Below are 18,353 nucleotides of genomic sequence, written 5' to 3' on the forward strand. Positions count from 1 at the left end.
AATGAATATATATGGTTGTTTTTTTATGGTGCTAATCTGTTAATTGTCCAGTTTCCGTCTACCAGTTCATAACTGATCCGGTCGTGTAAACGGCTTGGTCTACCTTGCCAAAATTCTATATGACTTGGCTCTACGATATATCCGCCCCAATGTTCAGGCCTTGGTATCTCGATATCTTTATATTTTTGAGTCAGCTCCTTAACTTTTTCTTCCAGTAATTCACGGCTTTCAATCACAGTACTTTGAGGAGAAGCAGAAGCTCCGATCTGGCTTCCTGTTGGCCTGGAATGGAAATACTGATCAGAAACTTCAGCAGATACCTTAGAAACCCTTCCTTCAATCCGAACCTGTCTTTCCAGTTCAGCCCAGAAAAATACCAGGCAGGCCTGCGGATTTTCTTCCATTTCTTTACCTTTTGCACTGTTGTAATTTGTATAAAAGGTAAAACCCTTCTGGTCAAATCCTTTAAGCAATACAATTCTGGCAGAAGGCCGCCCTGAATGATCCGCTGTGGCCAAAGTCATTACATTAGGTTCATAAAGTTTTGCATTCAAAGCGTCTTTAAACCATTTAGCAAACTGTTCAATTGGATCCCTGTCCACATCACTTGCCGAAAGTTCGGCGGAGCGGTAATCCTGTCTTAAATTCTGTAAAGTTTCTGTGCTCAAATCCATAGTACAAAAATAGGTTTTAGTTTAATCAAAATTATCCCTATTTTTCCGAAATGTTAAGCCCTTTAAAGCCATCTTCCGGTAAATTATTAATTTCAGAGCCATTTTTAAATGACCCTAATTTCCGACGTTCCGTAGTTCTTATTGCAGAACATGCAGAAACTGGAACCTTAGGTTTTGTATTGAATCACAAGAGCGATCTGCTGGTCAGTGATTTGATTGCTGAAATGGAAAGTGCAGATTTTCCAGTTTACTATGGTGGCCCTGTAGCCACAGATACCATACATTTCATTCACCGCTGCTATGACAAGCTGAATGACGGTGAAGAAATCGCACCAGGAATTTATTGGGGTGGTAATTTTGAAGCCCTGACCATTCTGATGAACAACAATAGCATCAGTCAGGACGAGATCAAATTTTTCATAGGATATTCGGGCTGGGGAGCAGAACAGCTGAAGAATGAGCTGGAAGAAAACACCTGGATCGTATCCGATCAATACCATCCAGATGTTGTATTTTCTTCTAATGAGGAAGAAGTATGGCGAGAAGCCATTATTAACCTTGGGCCTAAGTATGCTCATGTGAGCAATTTTCCTCAAAACCCCAATTTAAATTAGTTTTTGACGTTAATCCTCTAGTTCAGCTGCAGTTTCTTCTACCTTTCTTCTCAGTTCGTCCTTGTATTCCTGCATTTTGACTGCAAGTGCTTCATCTGCGGTCGAAAGAATCTGTGCGGCCAGCAATCCTGCATTTTTTGCCGCATTTAAAGCTACTGTTGCTACCGGAATGCCATTAGGCATCTGCAGAATAGACAAAATAGAATCCCATCCATCAATAGAGTTTGATGACTTAACCGGCACGCCGATCACCGGTAAAACCGTGATAGACGCAACCATTCCAGGTAAATGCGCTGCACCACCTGCGCCAGCAATGATTACTTTTAGGCCTCTTGAAGCAGCTTCTTTTGCATAATTGAACATTCTTTCAGGTGTGCGATGAGCAGAAACGACAGTCATTTCGAACTCCACACCAAAATCTTTTAAAATGTCGGCTGCATCCTGCATGATGTGTAAATCAGATTTGCTGCCCATTATTATGCCTACTTTTATGCTCATTATGAAATTACTTTTAAAGTTTGTTTAATGTAGTTTGCTTTTTCGATTGCTTTCTCGCGGTTCTGGTCTATAATGGTCACATGGCCCATTTTGCGAAAAGGTTTTGTGTATTTTTTGCCGTATAAGTGTACATATACACCATCAATAGCCATGATCTTTTCCAATCCCTGGTATTTAGCCACGCCTTCATGCCCCTTTTCTCCCAGTAAATTGATCATCACCGCATTGGTAATAGAACGTGTATCTCCTAAAGGTAAATTGCAGATTGCTCTTAAATGTTGCTCAAACTGAGATACATAATTGCCTTCTATAGTCTGATGACCACTGTTGTGCGGCCTTGGAGCCAGTTCGTTCACCAGGATTTCCCCATCTTTAGTAATGAACATTTCCACAGCCAGAAGTCCTGTGATGTTTAAAGCAGAAGCAATATTCTTTGCAATCGTTTCTGCCCGCTGTTGTATGTTTTCCGGATAGGTAGAAGGGCTGATCAGAAATTCGACAAGGTTGGCTTCACTATTAAATTCCATTTCTACCATCGGGAAGGTCTTTACATCACCGTTCGGGTTTCTGGAAACGATTACCGCAATTTCCTTTTCAAAATCGATCAGCTCCTCAATCAAACAAGGTCCTTCAAAGGCATTGTCTATATCATGCTGACTTGAAATTTTCATTACACCTTTACCATCATATCCATCTTTACGCTGTTTTAGAATATAAGGATAACCAAAGCTGGTGTTGAACATGTCGTCTTTTCCGTTCACAAGTTGGAAAGGAGCTGTTGGAATATCGTTTTCTTTAAAGAACTGTTTTTGCACCCCTTTGTCCTGGATTAGTCGGATCACCCTGGATTGAGGGTAAACCATTTTGCCTTCTTTTTCCAGCTGTTCCAGAGCTTCAATATTTACTTTCTCAATTTCGATAGTCAGCAGGTCGGCTTTTTTTCCAAAATTATAAACGGTATCAAAATCTGTAATGGAACCGCATTCGAAGTAGTTTGAAATGTGTTTGCAGGGAGCATCAGGATCAGGATCCAAGACCAGGCTGGTAACGTTGTAATTAATGGCTTCCTGTATCAGCATTCGCCCTAATTGTCCGCCGCCCAATATACCCAGTTTTAAATCACTTATTTGTTTTGCCATATCAATATGAAAAAGTTATGCTTATTTTGCACAAAAATAACAATATAAACGGATTGATGGATGCTGATGCTATAATTATTGGGGCCGGTGCCTGCGGATTGATGTGTGCAGTGCAGGCGGGCTTCCTGGGGAAAAAGGTGATTTTGTTGGAGAAGGGGGCACAGCCAGGCGCTAAAATCCTGATCTCAGGAGGAGGGCGGTGTAATTATACCAACCTGTTTGCCAGCGATGAACAATTCATTTCGGGCAATAAACATTTTATGAAATCAGCTTTCACTCAGTGGACGGTAGAAGATACCATCAACTTTTTTGAAACGTATGGAATTACCGGAAAAGAAAAAACACTTGGGCAACTTTTTCCAGACGATAAAAATGCAAAAGATGTCGTAGAAGTTTTTACCGGCCTTTGCCGGGATATGGACCAGCAGATCAGGTGCGGGGCAGAAGTTACAGACATCAGTGCAAATGGGGAAGGTTATGTTGTAAGTTATACCAAAGGAGGAAAAAGTATTCAATTGCAATCCAATAAAGTTGTAATAACTACCGGAGGCTTACCTATCCCTAAAATGGGCGCTACGGATTTTGCCCTCCGTCTGGCCCGGAAACTGGGCCTCAAATTGGTAGAAACAGCTCCGGCATTGGTACCACTCACCATTACAGGAAAAGATGAGGAATGGTATGCACGACTTTCCGGAAATACGGTTTTCTGTGAGGTCAGTAACGATCAGATCTCTTTTGAGGAGAATCTACTTTTTACCCATTGGGGATTAAGTGGCCCATCTATCCTGCAGATCTCTTCCTACTGGAGAAAAGGAGAAACGATCAATATTGATCTGTTACCTGGTCAAAATATTTCTGAACTTGTGGAGCAGGAGCGCAGCCATCAGGGTAAAAACCTGCTTTCAACCCTGTTCAATCGTTTCTATACTCGTAAATTCACCGAAGCGATGTCTAAATTTTTGCCTGTTGACAAACCTGTAGCTGATCTAACCAAAGCAGAAATGGAACTGATCCATAATACGATACACCTTTTTAAAGTGAAACCTGCAGGAGATAAAGGCTACGATAAAGCAGAGGTGATGAGGGGAGGGATTGATACCAATGAACTGTCCTCTAAAACGATGGAATGCAAAAAAATGCCGGGACTTTATTTTGGCGGAGAGTGCGTAGACGTGACCGGATGGCTGGGTGGTTATAATTTTCAATGGGCCTGGGCAAGTGGTTATGTTATAGCACAAGTATTATAATTTAATATCCGCTTAATGTGAGGCTCACTTTACAGGCCTAATTTCGCCCTATATTTTATGGGGAATCACAGTACAGCCGGATCAGCAGAACATCATACCCCGGTGTATGACCTGAAGACATTCGAAGATCTTTACCGGCGTATGTACCCCACGCTGATCAAATATGCCGTGTACCTGGTCAAAGATGCTGAAGAAGCACAACTCCTTTTGAATGATGTTTTTATTGGCATATGGAAAAACAAGGTGCAAATTTCCGAAGAAAAAGCCTATCTGTTCCGTTCAGTTAAAAATGCGGCCCTTACGTACCTTAAAAATTCCAGAGTGCAGTTCAGTATTCTGGAAGATGAACAGATACCACTGATTCCAGATCAAAATCCAGACCCCTCACAAGCCTACCAGGAAAAGGACCGGAACCGGGCACTTTATAAGCTGATCGATCAATTACCAGAAAGACGAAGACTTGTTTTTTACCTTTATAGAATTGACGGCTTTAGTTATAAGGAAATTGCAAACTTTCTGGATATTTCGGTAAGAACTGTTGAAGACCACCTGGTCAAAGGGTTTCAGTTCCTTCAGGAAAAGGTAACGCGGCACGAAGAAGAATTCAGGTAAAATCACTTAACGTATTGTTAATGGAATCTTAACGTATCCCGGCCCGTAGAAGCACCCGGTTTTATTGTCTTGTCTATAGTAAACAGGATAAGAATGGACCAAGAGATCTGGAAATTAATATTGTCACATGTATCGGGCGAAGACAACAAAGAAAATGAAAAACGCCTAAAACAATGGTTGGATCAGGATCCTGTACATCAGCAGCAATTTGAGCAAGCCTGCAAGCTTTGGAACGATACGGCAGAAATTCCAAAACAAGGTGGATGGGAAGAAAGCTTTGCCCAAATCAAATCTGTGGTTATAAAACTAGATTCGGTTAAAGCGACTGACGAAAAAAGGCTGAAGGTTGTTTTCAAACGTTGGATCGCTGTTGCTGCAATATTGGGTGGGATGATTTTACTCAGTATATTTTTTCAAAATAGAAAACCTGTACCTCAAGGTGATGCTGCAGGCTGGATGATTGAAGCATCAACAGCAGGACAGATCCTGAAAGTACTGCTACCTGATAGTACCGAGGTTTGGCTGAATTCAGGAAGCAGTATCCGTTTTCCTAAAAATCTCCAAACAGCAGCCATCAGAAATGTTCAGTTAAGGGGAGAAGGCTTCTTTAAAGTAAAGCGCGACGTAAAGCACCCATTTATTGTTAAGAGTTTAAATCTTCAAACACGGGTATTGGGCACCAGTTTCAATATTAAAGCCTGGGCAAAATACCAGCCTGAAGTTACGGTAATGACGGGTAAAGTCGCGGTATCCAGGGACTCTGCAGGTACACAATCTGCAGCCATACACCTTCTGCCCAATCAAAAAGCCATTTATAGCCGTATTTCCGGAAAACTTCATCAGGAAAATGTAGAGGAAGCGGCAGATGCAAATGCATGGATCAGCGGAAAACTGATGTTCAATCAAACACCGGTACAAGAAGTTTTTGAAGCTATTGAGCGCAGGTACCAGGTGCGCATACAGTCAGAACATGATTTTAAAGACTGCAAGCTTACAGCAAGCTTTAAAAATATAGCGCTTGCTGAAGTTCTTCAAACCCTGAAAATTACGCTGGATATCAATTATACCATCAACAAACAAACGATCTATATAAAAGGAGGAAAATGTAACTAGACAGCTATTAAAAAAATAGCCTCAGATGTTGACGCATCCGAGGCTACGGAATCTTCGCCATCAGGTTGTTGACGCAACCCGGGGGCATTAAAAATTTATTTTAACCCATCAATGATTAAAACACACAAAGTTATGAAAAAGTCCGCAGTGACTCATCAATTAATTTTTAAAGTAATGCGTTTTTTTATCCTCAGCTATGTACTGCTCTCTATGATGTTCGTTGCAGGACAGGCATCCCCTGTACATGCGCAGGGCTTAACAGAAAGAGTGAGCTTCAACTTTAAACACGGCACCCTCACCGAACTGTTCAAAAGCCTGGAGAAAAAAACAGAACTCACCTTTATTTATACCAATAAAGAGGTTCTTTTGACTAAAGAGATCAATAATCTAAAAGCAGAAAATGAGCCTGTCGGCGAGCTGCTGAACCGAGTATTGCTGCCTTTACAATTAACTTACACCATTCAGAACAAACAGATCATCATTAAAAAGGCTTTTCGGGTCAAAGGAAAAGTTAGTGATGAAAAAGGATTGCCTGTACCGGGGGTAAGTATTTTGGAAAAAGGAAGCTCCAATGGTACAACAACCAACCTAAGCGGAGATTACAGTTTAAACGTACAGCATCCAAATGCCCGTATCATTTTTAAGATGATGGGCTATCAAACTAAAGAACTGGATGTCAATGGAGAAAGCAGTTTAAATGTAAGCTTAGTTCCTGATGAAACCGCATTATCAGAAGTGGTAGTGACGGCACTGGGCATCAAACGTTCAGAAAAAGCACTTGGTTATTCCATTGCTACCGTAAAAGGAAGCGATGTCAATACCGTAAAAGAAGTCAATGTGGTCAACTCGCTTGCAGGGAAGGTGGCCGGCGTGAATATTGTGAGTACCGGATCAGATCCAGGCTCTACTGCATTGATCACGATCAGAGGACAGTCTTCTATTGCTACAGACAATCAACCTTTATTTGTGGTTGATGGAGTTCCTGTAGCGCATTCTCTGCGTACGCCAGCCAGTGTCGGACGCTCTTCTGTAGATTATGGAAGTCCTGTAGCCGACATCAGCCCGGATGATGTAGAAAGCATTACGATCCTGAAAGGGGCCAGTGCAGCTGCCTTGTATGGCAGCCGGGCCGGAAGTGGGGTAGTGCTGATCACCACAAAAAGCGGATCAGCAGGAAAAAAAGGACTTGGAGTAAGTTTTAATAGCAATGCTATGTTTGATAAGGCCTGGATGTTTCCTCATTTTCAGAACCAGTTCGGCGCGGGTGAGTATACCGATGACCCGGCCGTTTCAACTTCAGACGCATGGGGCCCAAGACTGGATGTAGGAACCAAACACCTGCAATGGAACAGTCCTTTAGATGCAAGTGGAAAACCAGTGCCTACAGATTGGGTATCCCATCCCAACAATGCCAAAGATTTTTACAGGACCGGCTCAACGTATACCAATAATATCGCTATTACAGGTAAAAATGCAGACGGTAATTACAGACTATCTTATACCAATCTGGTCAATAAAGGTATAGTGCCCAATACAGATCTGAGCAGAAATACCCTGAACCTGGCCGCTACTTATGTATTGCATCCTAAAGTTAAGATCAGCACCAATATTGGCTATGTGAAGAACAAAAGTGATAACCGGCCTTCCGCTTACAGAGAAAGCGTAACGCAAATGATTTATTCCATGCCTTCTAATATGAACATCAACGACCTGAAGAACTATTGGAAACCAGGGCGTGAGAATATCGAACAGTTCTCTCCGGATGATTCCGATAATCCGTATTTTGTGGCGAATGAGCATATTAATGGTTATGACAGAAATCGTTTAACCGGAAATGTACAAGCCATGATAGATCTGAACAAAGACCTGAGTTTTATGGTGCGCACAGGCTTGGATATGTACAATGAGCAGCATGAAACTAAACGCCCGTTCAGTTCCAAGCGTTTTAAGTTCGGCGGCTATAGTGTAGACAACAGCTATTTTAGCGAGCAGAATTCAGACTTTTTATTGAGCTATAAGAAAAACCTGAATCAGGATTGGTTCTTTGGCGTATCTGTTGGAGGTAACCAAATGAACCAAACGGCCAGAGGTACCGCCCAAGGTACAGAAAGCCTGAGTATTCCGGGTATTTATAACATCAGCAATGCCCAGGCAGGAACCATCAGCAATAGTTCCTACAAATCCAGAAAACGGATCAACAGTTTATATGGTGTGGGGCAGGCCTCTTTTAAAGATATGGTCTTTTTAGATGTCACCGGCCGAAATGACTGGTCCAGTACATTGCCTGCACAAAACAATTCTTATTTCTATCCTTCCGTTTCCCTGAGCACCATTGTAACCGATGTTTTTAAGATCAAATCCGACATCCTATCCTTTGCCAAAATCAGGGCAAACTGGGCACAAGTAGGAAGTGATACCGATCCTTACCAATTGTACAATACCATTCCTTTTAATCAGGACTGGGGCGATGTGAAAAGAGCGACGATTGAATTTAACCTGAAGAATAACTTTTTAAAGCCCGAAATTGCGAGTTCCTATGAGTTTGGTACAGATTTACGCTTTTTATCTAACAGGATTGGCCTGGACGTCACCTGGTATAAAACCAATAAACGCAACCAGATCATTAATATACCCACTACCATTGCCTCGGGTGCTTCAAACCGTTTGATCAATGCTGGAAATATTCAGAACAGCGGATGGGAAATCGGTTTAAATGCCACACCAGTTCAAGGAGCCTTCAAATGGGAGTTCAGCGCCAATTTTACCAAAAATGAAAACAAAGTAATTTCATTGATGGATGGCCTGTCAGAATATTCTATGGGTAGCGCCGACGGGGATAATATCCGTTACCTCATTAAAGAAGGAACCAAGATTGGTGATTTCTATACGCCAAGCTATACCAAAGTGCCTAATGGCCCTAATGCAGGTGCAGCTTTGCTCGATAAAAATGGGCACTATATCCGCAATTCAGCTGAGTATATTAAGGTGGGCAATTACAACCCGGATTTCACTGTTGGTTTGAACAATACCTTTACCTATAAAAATTTTACCCTGAACTTTTTACTCGACTGGCGTAAGGGCGGTAACTTCTATTCTTACGTGGTTAAAAGTTTGCTTACTGCTGGTTTAACAGACAATACCCTGGTGGGAAGAGACGCTCAGACCGGAGGTTTGCCATGGACTGACTCTCAGGGATTAAAGCGTAATGATGGAATGATCATACCAGGTTATATTGCCAACGGTGATGGAACCTACAAAGAAAATAATGTAATCATTGCGGCCTCAGATTTTTACGACAATACGTATAATAAATTTTATGAGCGTTTAACCTATACCGCAACTTTTATTAAACTTCGGGAAGCCTCTCTAACCTATGTGTTTAGTAAAAACCTGCTGCACAAACTACCCATCAGCAATTTATCTGTTTCTCTGATTGGCAGGAATTTATACACCTGGGCCTCTAACGGATTAGGTTATGATCCGGAAACCACAATGAGCATCAGTGATGGCTTTAAACAAGGTGTTGGCCATTGGACCTTGCCAGGTACCCGCTCTTATGGTCTTAAATTCAGCTGTAATTTTTAATTTGTATACCCCATGAAACTTAAATATAAAACAATACTGGTCCTGTTAATGACCGTTTTAGGTGCCTGCACCAAGGATTTTGAAGAGATTAATACCAATCCCAATTCTCCGGAAACCACCAATACCGAATTCTTAATGTCAGAAGTGGTTTTGTCCACCGCCTATGCCTATCAGGAAAACGCAGTCGACAGAAGGCCGGCTTCTGCAGCCAGGTACCTAACCTTGGTGCGTAATACTGGGTATGATCTGTTAGATTGGGGTCCTGTAGACTGGAATGATATTTATTCCCGTTTATCGGTGAATAAAACCTTTCTGGAAACAGCTCAAAAACGTTCGGAGAACCAATATGTGGCCATCAGTAAAATCATGAAAGCCTTTAATTTTGGTTACCTGACCGATTTATACGGAGATGTCCCTTATTCGCAAGCGCTGAAATCAAAGGAAAGCAATATCATTTACCCGGAGTATGACCAGCAGCAAAGTATCTATCCTGACCTTTTGAGAGAGCTCCGGGAAGCCAATGATCTGTTGAAAGGTGCCAATCCGGAAATTAATGCAAAAGGCGATGTGCTTTTTAAAGGCAAAGCCCTTCAATGGCGTAAATTCGCAAATACCCTGCGTCTAAGAATGCTGTTGCGCATTTCCAAGGTTTATGGGCCCGCATTTACAGAAATGCAGGCCATTATTAATGATAAATCTTCTTTCCCGATTTTTGAAAGCAGTGCAGACAATGCGGAGATGGTCTATCTGGGTACTACAGCGGGTTACAGTTGGCCTGCAGGTCCTTTGGCTATGATCGATTTCGATTACCAAAAAACCAAGGTGAGCAAGGAACTGGTTGACCGCTTAACCCAACGCAATGACCCAAGACTGGCCATTTGGGTAGAACCAGTTAAAAGTACAGCAGGATCAACAGTAGATCAGAACAAATATGTTGGTGTGCCCAATGCTATAGATGCACCTTCAGCTTATAATGGGGGTGAAGACCATGTTTCTGTTTTCTCTAACTCATTTTTTAGAAAAAACGGCGGTGCATCAAATCCCGCACTTAAAGCCAGCTTAATGACCTATACTGAAATGTGTTTTATTCTTGCCGAAGCCATGCAAAAAGGAAAGCTTAGCATGCCGGGAGAAACAGCAGAATCTATGTATTACAAAGGAATAAAAGAGTCCATGAGCAGTTATGGAGCAGTGGCGCCGGCTGGATATTTTGATCAGACACTGGTTAAATATGATGGCAGTTTGGAGCAACTGATCACCCAGAAATGGATGGCTATGCTGTTTAAAGGGGCAGAAGGCTGGTTTGATCAGCGCCGTACCGGACTCCCTGCATTTGTAACAGGTCCGTTGGCTGCTGGCCGTGGTATCCCTAAGCGTTATATCTATCCAGATTCAGAAAGTGCCAAAAACAAAGTCAACTATCAGAAAGCTGTTTCTGTTTTCGGTGCAGATAATCAATATACCTTAATGTGGTATTTAAAATAAAACAAAATGAACAAAATCAAGATATATATATGTCTGCTGCTGATGGCTACCTCTTGGAAGGCTACAGCACAGGACTTTTCTCCAAAAGTTTTTCCAGACCGGGTTATTTTAACCTGGTCCGGAAATCCATCCACTAGCCAAACCGTAACCTGGCGGACAGATACCACCATTAAAGCCGCCAAAGCCCAGATTAAAGCTGAGGATTCCAGCCCTGAGCTGGAGACTGCAGTAGCTACACTGGATGCAGGTACCCAGACCCTATCCGGAGGACAGAATTATGCCACTGCAAATTACCATCATGTAACATTTAAAGATCTGAAGCCCAATACTGTTTATGCCTACAGAGTAGGAGCAGGAGAGTATTGGAGTGAGTGGTTCCAGTTTACTACAGCCCCGGCCCAGCCTGCACCTTTTTCTTTTATCTATCTGGGCGATGCACAAAATGACATCAGGTCTAAATGGTCGAGGGTTATCCGAAAGGCATTCTCCCATCAGCCGGATGCCCGCTTCATCATTCACACCGGAGACCTGATCAACCGTTCCAATAATGACAAAGAATGGGGAGAATGGCATTACGGAGGAGGCTTTATCAATGGTATGATTCCAAGTATTCCTTCACCAGGCAACCACGAATATATTCGTAATGATCAAAAACAATTGATATTGGATCCGCATTGGGGGGTACAATACACCCTGCCAGACAACGGACCTAAAGGTCTGGAAAAATCTGTCTTTTATATAGATTATCAGGACTTACGTGTCATTTCACTGGATTCCCAGTTGATTACTTTGGATGAAACGGCCGAAAAATTGCAGTACGAATGGCTGGAAAAGGTACTCAAAGAAAATAAAAACTTATGGACTGTGGTTACGTTTCACCATCCCATTTATTCGACCTCCAAAAGCCGGGACAATAAAGAGTTCAGAGAAAGATTCAAACCTCTTTTTGACCGGTACCATGTAGATCTGGTACTGCAGGGGCATGATCATACCTATAGCAGAGGGCAGAATTTACCACGAGGGCTGTCGGGCAGAGATGTAAGTGGCCCTGTATACCTGGTATCAGTATCGGGTCCTAAGATGTACAAAGTAGACGGTAAAAAATGGATGAATGTATCTCTGGAGAACACGCAGTTGTTCCAGTTGATTCATATCGATGGACAGGACCTGAAATTTGAGGCTTATAAAGCATCGGGAGAATTGTTTGATGCTTTTTCATTGAAAAAGACAAACCGGGATCAGGCTGCGGCTTTTAAAGACTTAAATCCGGCAGAAAAGTAAAATTTGTGGTGAAAATATGTTTTCTGATCTCTCTGGACCTTTCGCGAAGAGCTTCAGGCCCTGAGGTTCGATCATGAAAACATATTTTCTTGAGTGCAGACCAGGTAGGATGCAGACCGGTATGGTTCAGAGTTGGATAGCGCAGCAATCAATTGTGGATGTCTTTTTCATTTTTCAGTTCCGGATTTCATGGGCACAGTCTTCTTTTTACGGAAAGCGGGAAAGGTCATTGGGCTCTTGGTTGGTCTTTCATCACCTAATAAAACACCCCATTGTTTAAACATGTCAGTACGGTCAAAGATCACTTTTAATACTGCAATCAGAGGCATAGACAAGAACATGCCAGGCACTCCGGCGATGCTGCCACCAACAACAACGCCAAGGATCGCGACGAGCGCATTGATCTTTATTTTTGAGCCTACGATTCTAGGCATCAGGATGTTATTGTCCAGGAACTGAACTACTGCTATAACTATAAGTACGGTAAGAACGGGCCATAACTCAGTAGAAGAAGTCAGTGTAAGCATAACCCCAATAATATTGCCGATTAGTGCGCCGACATAAGGGATCAGATTAAGGATGGCAAAGATAACCCCAATCAGCAAAGCATGTTTAATTCCAAGGAGCAACAATCCGCCACCTAGCAATACAGTCATATAGGTGATTTGGATAAGCAATCCAACCAGATAGTTTTTAATGATGGATTCTGTTTCATAAATAGCGTCTTTAACCCTGGGATGATGATCGGTTTTAAACCACATAAAGATGAAACGGAGCAGGATGTCCTTGTAGAAAAGCATCAGATAGATATAGATAGGCAATAGTCCCACAAAGATAAATACAGAGCTTAAGGTAACGGCAGCCCCGCTTGCAGCTGTACCGGCATAAGACATCAGGTCATCACTTTTTTTGTTGATGAATGCAACTTGTTCTTTAGTTGAATAGTCGCTGATGCTACTGATCCAGCTACTTAAAGCATGAAGGTGCTGTGATACATTCTTTTTGATCTGGGGAAAATCCGAAACCAGAATACTGATCTGGGAGGAGAAAAACCAGCCGATTAGGCCCACAAATACAATCAGCAGTAAAATGGGGATAATGATAGCTATGGCTTCCGGAATTTTCCATTTTCTTAAAAACCGGTAAACAGGAACCAGAAGTATACTGATAAAAAATGCCATAAGGACAGGCATGATGATGTTGCTGCCAATGACCAAAATGGTTCCAATGAGCACAATTCCTAATAATTCAATAGACCTTCTTACGGTGAGAGGGAGTTCCTGCATAGATAATGGTTAAATTTACAAAACTAACACCTTAAGCTACGAAATGTTTGGTTAGTTTTGTGCTTTGAGCACAACAAACACATTGAGATGATCACAAACGACACTATAGTTGCCCTATCAACACCTCCGGGAATCGGTGCCATCGGCGTTATCCGTCTTTCAGGAAACGAAGCTATATCCATCACCAATTCTGTATTTAGCGGTAAAGACCTCTTAAAACAGAAATCGCACACCATACATTTTGGATTGATTAAAGATGGGGAACAGGTGATCGATGAGGTACTGGTGAGTTTGTTTATTGCACCAAAGTCTTATACCAAAGAAAATGTGGTGGAAATTTCCTGTCATGGTTCTAATTATATCATTCAGCAGATTATCTCTTTACTCATCAGAAAGGGTGCCAGCGCGGCTAAACCAGGTGAATATACATTGAGAGCCTTTCTTAATGGAGGTCTTGACCTTTCTCAGGCTGAGGCTGTTGCTGATCTTATCTCTTCTGATTCTGCAGCTGCGCATCAGGTGGCAATGAACCAGCTTCGCGGTGGTTTTAGTTCGGAACTCAACTTGTTGAGAGAGCAATTGATCCATTTTGCGTCTATGATAGAACTGGAGCTCGATTTTGCAGAAGAGGATGTAGAGTTTGCTAATAGAGACCAGTTACAGGAGCTGATTAACAAAATAACATTGGTATTAAACCAGCTGATCCGTTCTTTCGAACTGGGAAATGTGATTAAACAAGGTATCAATACCGTAATAGCCGGACGCCCTAACGCGGGCAAGTCCACGTTACTGAATGCGTTACTGAATGAAGAACGTGCCATTGTAAGCGAAATTGCGGGGACAACCAGGGATACGATTGAGGAGCTTTTGAATATTAACGGAATTAATTTCCGGTTAATTGATACCGCTGGAATTCGCGAGGCCACAGATACAATTGAAGCAATTGGAGTAGAGAAAACCATGCAGAAAATCAATCAGTCTGCTTTGCTGGTCTATGTATTTGATGTGGTGAACCTGACTGTTCAGGAAATCAGGGAAGATATTGCGAAATTATACCGTCCCGGTATGGCTTTTATTGCGGTTGCCAACAAGATTGATCTTTCTTACAACAATAAGCTCAAAGAACTTCAGTTGCCTTCTGATATTCAATTTATCTCGATTTCTGCCAAACAGAACCAGCAAATTGAGGAACTGAAAGAGTTGCTGTATAGCACTGCAGTAGGAGATCAGCTTTCAGATAACCATACCATGGTAACCAATATTCGTCACGTAGAAGCCTTAAGAAGGACGCAGACAGCTTTGGAGAGTGTGGGTAATGGATTGACTAATCCAGTTACTTCCGACTTCCTGTCGATGGATATAAAGCAAGCTTTGTATTACCTGGGAGAAATTACAGGACAAGTAACAACTGATGATTTGCTGGAAAACATTTTCAGCAAATTCTGTATCGGGAAATAAGCCGTCAAAATCAGGCAAACTCAACTTTCTTAACCACCAAAGGGTTTAACTCTTCTGTATACTGCGGGAGTCTGCCCGGTTTTTGATTTAAAGATCCGGTTAAAAGCAGCTTCCGACTGGTAGCCGCTTTTTGCTGCTATTTCGGAGATTTTGCTGTTGTCTGTCATCAAAAGCTTTTGGGCCATCCTGATGCGCCAGTTAGTGAGGTAGCTCAAGGGTGTTTCGCGCACTAATTTTTTAAACTGGTTAAAGAAAACAGAGCGTGACATGCCGATCTCCGAAGCCAGCGATTCCAGTGTCCAATCGTTTTCAGGGGAGTCTTGCATTAGTTTCAATGCCTTGCTGACCCTGGGGTCATTTAACGCAGATAGGTAGCCGCTTTCAGGTGCAGCTTGTTCCAAATAGGCCCGGATGATATGGACAAACATCATTTCCGACAAACATTTCAGCATTACGCTACTACCAGGCCTTTCGTTATTAAGTTCTTCCAGCATGAGCTGGGCAACTTGTCGGACCAATAATTGGTTTTCTGTTACATATTGCCTAATATGAATAATCGGTGGAAGATCCTTTAAAAAAGGATGAAGTGGCTGGTAATCAAATTCAAAATGGCCCGCAATCAGGATAGTTTTCTCACCATCACCATTAAAAACCGGAACTCCTGCCCTAAGGGCTTTCACAAACTCAGGAGAGGGCATACGCAGGCTCGTCGGTTTATCCGCTATCCAGTGGGCGCTCCCGTGAGGTACGAATATGAGGTCGCCCTCTTTCATTTCGATAACACGGCCGTCGGGTGAACCAACCGTACAGCTGCCGCTCACCAGCCGCCAGAACTGCGAGTTTTCGTCCTTGACAATATCCAATCCCCAGGGAGCAGCCAAAGGGATTTTGTTATAGACAATGCTTTTCAGCCGCGTTGCCTCCAATACAGTGCTTAATGCGTCCATTGTTGTAAATCGATACGTTTAAGCAAATATATGATACTTATTAGTGCTTTTAGTATTTGTAGCCGCGTTACCTTTGTACTATAAATCAAAAAGAAAATGAATACACAGGAATTAGCCGATCGTTACTATGAACTTTTTAAAGCGAGACAGGTACCGGAAATCTACCAGCAGTTATACAGTGCAGATATTGTTTGTACCGAACCGGAACATGCCCTGGTCATGGGTGTGCCCACTGTAACTAAGGGTATTGAAGCGGTTTTAGCGAAGTCGAAAGCCAGGCAGGAAACTATAGAAGAAGTACACAGCTTTTTCAGCAGCGAACCCGTGGTTGGGGGCGATTATTTCAGCCTGGCAATGGGCAGGGATATGACCCTGAAAAACGGACAGCGATTACAATTAGCGGAAATCGCGGTCTTTGGGGTAAAAGATGATAAGATCATCACTGAGACCTTTTTCTATTAATCCAATTACCTTTACAAGTATCCGGCTGCGGGAATTGGCCCACAGCCGCAATGGTCTATTTTGGAACAATTCCTGTTCCGCTATGATTAGTTTAGATTTTGATGGAATCTCACTGATTTATCGTGTCAGGCTTTGACTGTTTCGATTTTCGTATAAAAGTAGCAAGCACAAAAATTGCAAATCCAAAAAGCCAGGTTGAAAATAGCACGATAAAGAAAATCTTTCTGATGGATGAATGAAAGTATCCAGGGTGATAAAACAATCGGTTCAAGGTGTTGATTTTTTCAATTAATGCATGTCGATCGAAGCTGTTCCTGATCTGGTCTAGCTGGTCCTGATTTTTATCCCGAAAATGAAAGACATCCTGGGTGAGGGCTACCGGGTTGATGGAAGATTCTATGTTGTATTTTTTCAATAGCGTATCCAGCTTTTTAAAAGAGTTAAGTAGAGAATCTTTGTTTAATTTATAAAGTAGCTTATATCTTTCTATCGCATTTTGCCGCTGTTGTTTTGCCACAGTTTGACCGTTAACAGGACTGATCAATGTCTTGTTTTCGAGAAAAACGCAAATGCTATCGTCATATTGCGGACTGACTGCAGATCCTTTAAATATAATTTCAGTACTGTCCTTGCTGGTGCTTTTTGATATGATTCTTTTCTGTAATTCTTTCTGATCAAAGCCGAACAGTTCATAAGCAGAGTTGGTGGCGCTTTTTAGCTTTTCATAAGCTGAGGTGAGCATTTTTAAGGTGTCAATGCTGTAATATGCAGATTGTAAACTAAAAGATTCCTTATTTCCCAAATCGTAGAAAACAGTGTCCTTTACCTCGATTACCGGATAGGGCTTTGGATATAGGATATTGGTCACATTAAATAATGTTTCTGAATTGTAGGAGGTATTAGGGTATAAAAACGGATTTAAAACATTTAATAACGTTTTATCAGTATTGAAGTTTTTCTCAGATAATTCTTGCTTAAGTTTAGCGTTCAACCCGAAACTATAACTCATAAAAAAGGTTAACGATAAAAAGACTATCGGAAGTAGGATAGCCCCAATTTTAATCAGATTTTGAGCATTGTACTGTTGTCTGGAATGATTCCGTATCAGTAGAATAAGAACGGTCAGTAAAAACAAACCTGTTACAAAGAAGTGGGAAATAGATACGTCGTCGTAAAACTTAAAACGATAAAACTCAGTGTAAATATTTATTTTTCCTATACCTGTAAACTTAAAATAACCGTATATAAAGTAAGCCAAGTGTATTAACGCAAGTACGATGACAGATTTTAAGAGAAACTTTTTTAGATTATGGTTCATATTGTTTAATGCTGATTATAGTGGCTAAAGTTTTTCGGTTTGATAAGATGAAACTTTGTCTAAACTTAATTTGGAACACTTCCCTGCTGTCTTTTTAATCGCTGTTGTTATGGCCGGTGCTTTTTCTTGTGCTATGGTAAAGTTGTTCAATTAAATTTATTTATGCTAAAGTAGTTTTTTATTTTGTTAACTATAGTTATGCCAGTACTTTGATTAATGAAAGGTCTTATATTACTGTAAAGGGGAATATTATAGCTTTAAACAAGATGATTCGGCTGTAGAATATACCCACTATCTCAAAAGATAGGTGCTTATTGGTTGAGATTATCTTATTCAAGATATTACTTTTTTAAAGCGTATAATGCCTAATCATTCGCTTTTCTCATTTCTTAATTTCAAGCATTCATTCCCAAAGATCGATACTTAATCGATCTATAAATATTGCATAAGTGGAAATTAGGTGGGTACGGAAGGGCAGGTGAGGGGGTGCATTTTCAGGTGGATCTTCAAAGGGCAGACCTGAAAATTAGGTGGTAAAGAAATAGAAACAAGCTTTTTAAACTTTAAATATCGGGTAACCCTTGGTACTCAACTATGGTAATTTTGTGCACTATAGCATATAAAGATATATATG

At 41.5% G+C, this 18,353-nt stretch carries 15 protein-coding genes; 9 read left to right on the plus strand and 6 right to left on the minus strand.

The genetic code is table 11. The annotated features are described in order from the left end of the window. Positions 1-23: 23 nt before the first annotated feature. Positions 24-674, minus strand: a complete 651-nt coding sequence (gene pdxH / locus DBR11_RS15075) for a pyridoxamine 5'-phosphate oxidase (protein WP_108553488.1) — start codon at positions 672-674, stop codon at positions 24-26. Positions 675-724: 50 nt separating this feature from the next. On the opposite strand from pdxH, the gene DBR11_RS15080 reads away from it, so the two are divergent. Then, positions 725-1,288 carry a YqgE/AlgH family protein gene (locus tag DBR11_RS15080; protein WP_108553489.1) on the plus strand — a complete coding sequence of 188 codons (564 nt, stop codon included), beginning with the start codon at positions 725-727 and terminating at the stop codon, positions 1,286-1,288. A 9-nt stretch (positions 1,289-1,297) separates the two neighbouring features. Here the strand turns inward: DBR11_RS15080 and purE are convergent, their stop codons facing one another. Together purE and DBR11_RS15090 are read right to left on the minus strand one after the other, a co-directional pair. Then, the gene (gene purE, locus DBR11_RS15085) at positions 1,298-1,786 is read right to left on the minus strand and encodes a 5-(carboxyamino)imidazole ribonucleotide mutase (protein WP_108553490.1); all 489 of its coding nucleotides are present in this window, start codon (positions 1,784-1,786) and stop codon (positions 1,298-1,300) included. After that, positions 1,786-2,925: a 5-(carboxyamino)imidazole ribonucleotide synthase gene (locus DBR11_RS15090; RefSeq protein WP_108553491.1), complete on the minus strand. Its 1,140-nt coding sequence runs from the start codon at positions 2,923-2,925 to the stop codon at positions 1,786-1,788. Before DBR11_RS15090 ends, purE begins: the two co-directional genes overlap by 1 nt. A gap of 17 nt (positions 2,926-2,942) precedes the next feature. On the opposite strand from DBR11_RS15090, the gene DBR11_RS15095 reads away from it, so the two are divergent. The 6 genes from DBR11_RS15095 (at position 2,943) to DBR11_RS15120 (ending at position 12,248) form a co-directional block, all read left to right on the plus strand. Continuing rightward, positions 2,943-4,172, plus strand: a complete 1,230-nt coding sequence (locus DBR11_RS15095) for an NAD(P)/FAD-dependent oxidoreductase (protein ID WP_233260768.1) — start codon at positions 2,943-2,945, stop codon at positions 4,170-4,172. Positions 4,173-4,229: 57 nt separating this feature from the next. After that, positions 4,230-4,784, plus strand: coding sequence for an RNA polymerase sigma factor (locus DBR11_RS15100; RefSeq protein WP_108553492.1), 555 nt, complete (start codon positions 4,230-4,232; stop codon positions 4,782-4,784). Positions 4,785-4,877: 93 nt separating this feature from the next. Continuing rightward, positions 4,878-5,897, plus strand: a complete 1,020-nt coding sequence (locus DBR11_RS15105) for a FecR family protein (RefSeq protein WP_108553493.1) — start codon at positions 4,878-4,880, stop codon at positions 5,895-5,897. Between the two features lie 132 nt (positions 5,898-6,029). Beyond that, positions 6,030-9,482: a SusC/RagA family TonB-linked outer membrane protein gene (locus tag DBR11_RS15110; RefSeq protein WP_199233849.1), complete on the plus strand. Its 3,453-nt coding sequence runs from the start codon at positions 6,030-6,032 to the stop codon at positions 9,480-9,482. Between the two features lie 12 nt (positions 9,483-9,494). Continuing rightward, the gene (locus DBR11_RS15115) at positions 9,495-10,967 is read left to right on the plus strand and encodes a SusD/RagB family nutrient-binding outer membrane lipoprotein (protein ID WP_108553495.1); all 1,473 of its coding nucleotides are present in this window, start codon (positions 9,495-9,497) and stop codon (positions 10,965-10,967) included. Between the two features lie 6 nt (positions 10,968-10,973). Further along, positions 10,974-12,248, plus strand: coding sequence for a metallophosphoesterase family protein (locus DBR11_RS15120; protein WP_108553496.1), 1,275 nt, complete (start codon positions 10,974-10,976; stop codon positions 12,246-12,248). A gap of 167 nt (positions 12,249-12,415) precedes the next feature. On the opposite strand, the gene DBR11_RS15125 is transcribed toward DBR11_RS15120, so the two are convergent. Then, positions 12,416-13,534, minus strand: coding sequence for an AI-2E family transporter (locus DBR11_RS15125; RefSeq protein ID WP_108553497.1), 1,119 nt, complete (start codon positions 13,532-13,534; stop codon positions 12,416-12,418). 87 nt (positions 13,535-13,621) lie between these two features. Here DBR11_RS15125 and mnmE point away from each other — a divergent pair, with 87 nt between their 5' ends. Then, positions 13,622-14,992, plus strand: coding sequence for a tRNA uridine-5-carboxymethylaminomethyl(34) synthesis GTPase MnmE (mnmE, locus tag DBR11_RS15130; RefSeq protein ID WP_108553498.1), 1,371 nt, complete (start codon positions 13,622-13,624; stop codon positions 14,990-14,992). A gap of 29 nt (positions 14,993-15,021) precedes the next feature. Here mnmE and DBR11_RS15135 read toward each other — a convergent pair whose 3' ends face one another. Then, positions 15,022-15,939 carry an AraC family transcriptional regulator gene (locus DBR11_RS15135; RefSeq protein ID WP_108553499.1) on the minus strand — a complete coding sequence of 306 codons (918 nt, stop codon included), beginning with the start codon at positions 15,937-15,939 and terminating at the stop codon, positions 15,022-15,024. A 96-nt stretch (positions 15,940-16,035) separates the two neighbouring features. On the opposite strand from DBR11_RS15135, the gene DBR11_RS15140 reads away from it, so the two are divergent. Next, a complete protein-coding gene (locus DBR11_RS15140) occupies positions 16,036-16,401 on the plus strand; it encodes a nuclear transport factor 2 family protein (RefSeq protein WP_108553500.1) in 366 nt (121 codons plus the stop codon). 109 nt (positions 16,402-16,510) lie between these two features. On the opposite strand, the gene DBR11_RS15145 is transcribed toward DBR11_RS15140, so the two are convergent. Next, entirely contained in the window at positions 16,511-17,719 is a 1,209-nt protein-coding gene (locus tag DBR11_RS15145) for a hypothetical protein (protein ID WP_199233850.1), read from the minus strand. Positions 17,720-18,353: the final 634 nt, after the last annotated feature.

This window comes from Pedobacter sp. HMWF019, from assembly GCF_003061025.1.
GTDB lineage: Bacteria > Bacteroidota > Bacteroidia > Sphingobacteriales > Sphingobacteriaceae > Pedobacter.